Annotated in this window: 4 protein-coding genes and 1 riboswitch; all 4 genes read left to right on the plus strand. The window is 55.1% G+C overall.

What is annotated here, in order from left to right:
• Positions 1-75: 75 nt before the first annotated feature.
• Positions 76-139: riboswitch (Fluoride riboswitch) on the plus strand.
• A gap of 51 nt (positions 140-190) precedes the next feature.
• A complete protein-coding gene (locus tag AC2VNK_RS03810) occupies positions 191-493 on the plus strand; it encodes an NADH-quinone oxidoreductase subunit H (protein ID WP_486882856.1) in 303 nt (100 codons plus the stop codon).
• A gap of 89 nt (positions 494-582) precedes the next feature.
• Positions 583-960: a fluoride efflux transporter CrcB gene (gene crcB, locus AC2VNK_RS03815; RefSeq protein WP_291524352.1), complete on the plus strand. Its 378-nt coding sequence runs from the start codon at positions 583-585 to the stop codon at positions 958-960.
• Between the two features lie 10 nt (positions 961-970).
• Positions 971-1288 (plus strand): DUF190 domain-containing protein, encoded by a 318-nt coding sequence (locus tag AC2VNK_RS03820; protein ID WP_291524354.1) that lies wholly within the window; start codon positions 971-973, stop codon positions 1286-1288.
• Positions 1289-1406: 118 nt separating this feature from the next.
• Positions 1407-2590 (plus strand): class I SAM-dependent methyltransferase (locus tag AC2VNK_RS03825; RefSeq protein ID WP_486882857.1); only part of this gene is annotated, 1184 nt, incomplete at its 3' end.

Below are 2590 nucleotides of genomic sequence, written 5' to 3' on the forward strand. Positions count from 1 at the left end.
AAAACATCGCCTTGTTGCAGATTAGCCCGCGCACGAAAAATCTTGACCATGCCATCGCGCCTTACTAACATAAACAAAATATGTGGCGATGGAGTCCGCCCAATAACCGCCTTTATAGGCTAATGACTGCTACTGATCCTGATCGCAAGATCGGGCGGTGGGGAGTTGGAAACCATATAAAGGGGAAGGCATGCTCGACGATATCGTCCTGCAGTGTGGACAGGTCTTGACGGTGTTATGGTTGTCACCGCTCTTGCACGGCTTCGTTGTCACCACGGAAGAGCGCGGACAGGGGCGGTCCATATTCCAGCCCTATCGGGATCTCTGGAAACTCTTCCACAAAACCCTGCTGATACCGGAACCTGCGTCCTGGGTGTTTTTCTGGGCGCCGGTGGTGGCCTTTACCGCCATGCTCATCGTGCCGATGCTGATTCCGATATTGGCCATCGTGACCGACCAGCCCTCGGAGGAAGCTATCGCCTTGCTGGTATAGACCTCCAGCATCCAGCCCGCTCAATGCTTATATCCGGATATTGTTACTTGTTATTTTTGCCCGTGTTTTTTTAATATGAGGGGGTAAAGATGTTCGCCACTTTCGGCTTCATTGCCCTGTTTGCCGTCCTCGGCGCCTGGGTGCGTTATGGACAGACCCTGCTGGTGCAGACGGTATTCGGCCGCGGCTTCCCCTGGGCCACCCTGAGCATCAATGTGCTTGGTTGTTTTGTCATGGGTTTTCTTTTTTTTGAGACCTTGGAACGTATTTCTGTGAGTCCGGAATTGCGCACGGGCATGCTCACCGGTGGCCTGGGCGCTTACACCACTTTTTCAACATTCTCCCTCGAAACCTTGGTGCTTTTTGAAAATGGCGAGGCCGTCAAGGGCCTGCTGTATATGTTTACATCGCTGTTTCTTTGCGTCGGTGCCGCTTTTGCCGGGGCCTGGGTTTCCCGCAGTATCTGAGAGGTGCATCATGACGACCGTATCCGTAGTACGCGTTTATATTAAGGAAGGCGACAAGCATGGCGGCCACAATCTCATGGAGGAGATTTTCCGCATGCTCCATGATCAGCACAAAGTGCTTGGTGTCACCGCTTTTCGTGGTATCGCGGGCTTTGGCAGCAATGGGGAAGTGCATGCCGACGATGTTCTGCGCCTCAATGTGCATTTGCCGCTGGTACTGGAATTTTTTGACGAACCGGAGACCGTGGATGCGGTGATGCCGCACCTGCGGGAATTGGTGCCACCGGGTCACATTCTGCGCTGGGAAGCCGATTGCGGTTGCGAATGAAGCATCATTATGCAGACGTTTGAATAGCCGAGGGTGTTCTATACTTCACAGAGGGCAGGTGTTCGCGCTTATGACTGGGTATTTCTGCCATTCATTTTGAGAGAACAGGAGTCGCAACGTGAAAGATCTACGCACCAACTTTTTGGACCACGTCAAAAAGGGTCTCAACGGAAAACCGCTGTTTCTGCGCATACTCTTCTGGGATGGCCATGAATACGCTTTCAACCAGGAGATCCGCGTCACCATGCGCATCAGCTCCGCCAAACTCATCTCGCGCATGCTCATGGGCAGTGCCCTGGACGTGCTCGGCGAAGGGTATGTGGAGGGCACCATCGGCATCGATGGTCGCTATCAGGATATTCTCGCGGTGGCGGAAGGGCTGAGCGACGCCTTCCCCGCCAAAAAGCCCAGAGGCGGCATTTTCCGCAAATATCAGGCCGCCCATAGTAAATCCCGGGATGCCGAAGCGATTCACTACCACTACGATGTTTCCAATGACTTTTACAAGCTCTGGCTGGACCGCAACATGGTCTACTCCTGCGGCTACTTCAAGACCGGCGTAGAAGATATCGACACCGCGCAGGAGCAGAAGCTGGATCATATCTGCCGCAAACTCCATCTGCAGCCCGGTGAAAAACTTCTCGATATCGGCTGCGGCTGGGGTGGCCTGCTGAGCTGGGCCGCAACACATTACGGGATTCAGGGCGTGGGGGTCACCCTTAGCGAGCAGCAGTTTGCCTACGCCAAGGAACGCATAGAACGCGAGGGCCTGGCGAACCGCGTGGAAATTCGCCTACAGGATTACCGCGACATTCCCGAACGGGATTATTTCGATAAGGTCTCTTCGGTAGGGATGCTCGAGCACGTCGGCCGCACCAAGCTTGGAGAATATTTTGGCGTCATCAACCGGGTGCTCAGGGAAGGTGGCTGGGTGATGAATCATGGCATCACCGCCAGCCAGCAGGATGACGAAGACGGGCATCATTCCGGCAGCGATTTCATGGATAAGTACGTCTTCCCCGACGGCGAAATCCCGCATTTGTGGCGTCTGGTATGGGAAATGGCGGGGCAGGATCTGGAAGTCCTGGATGTGGAAAACCTCCGCCCCCACTACGCCCAAACCCTCATCCATTGGGTACAACGCCTGGAAGCACACAAGGACGAAGCCATCGCCATGGTGGGTGACAAGCGCTATCGCATCTGGGCAATCTACATGGCGGGCTGCGCCTATGCCTTTTGGCGCAACTGGTCGGCCCTGCACCAGGTGCTGGCCGTCAAACAGGGCGGTGCCGAGCTGACGCC

This window comes from Acidithiobacillus sp. TH-A35, assembly GCF_057473505.1.

Coding starts and splice junctions, on each gene's coding strand:
- AC2VNK_RS03810 (WP_486882856.1), top strand. CDS start 191: ATGCTCGACGATATCGTCCTGCAGTGTGGACAGGTCTTGACGGTGTTA.
- crcB (WP_291524352.1), top strand. CDS start 583: ATGTTCGCCACTTTCGGCTTCATTGCCCTGTTTGCCGTCCTCGGCGCC.
- AC2VNK_RS03820 (WP_291524354.1), top strand. CDS start 971: ATGACGACCGTATCCGTAGTACGCGTTTATATTAAGGAAGGCGACAAG.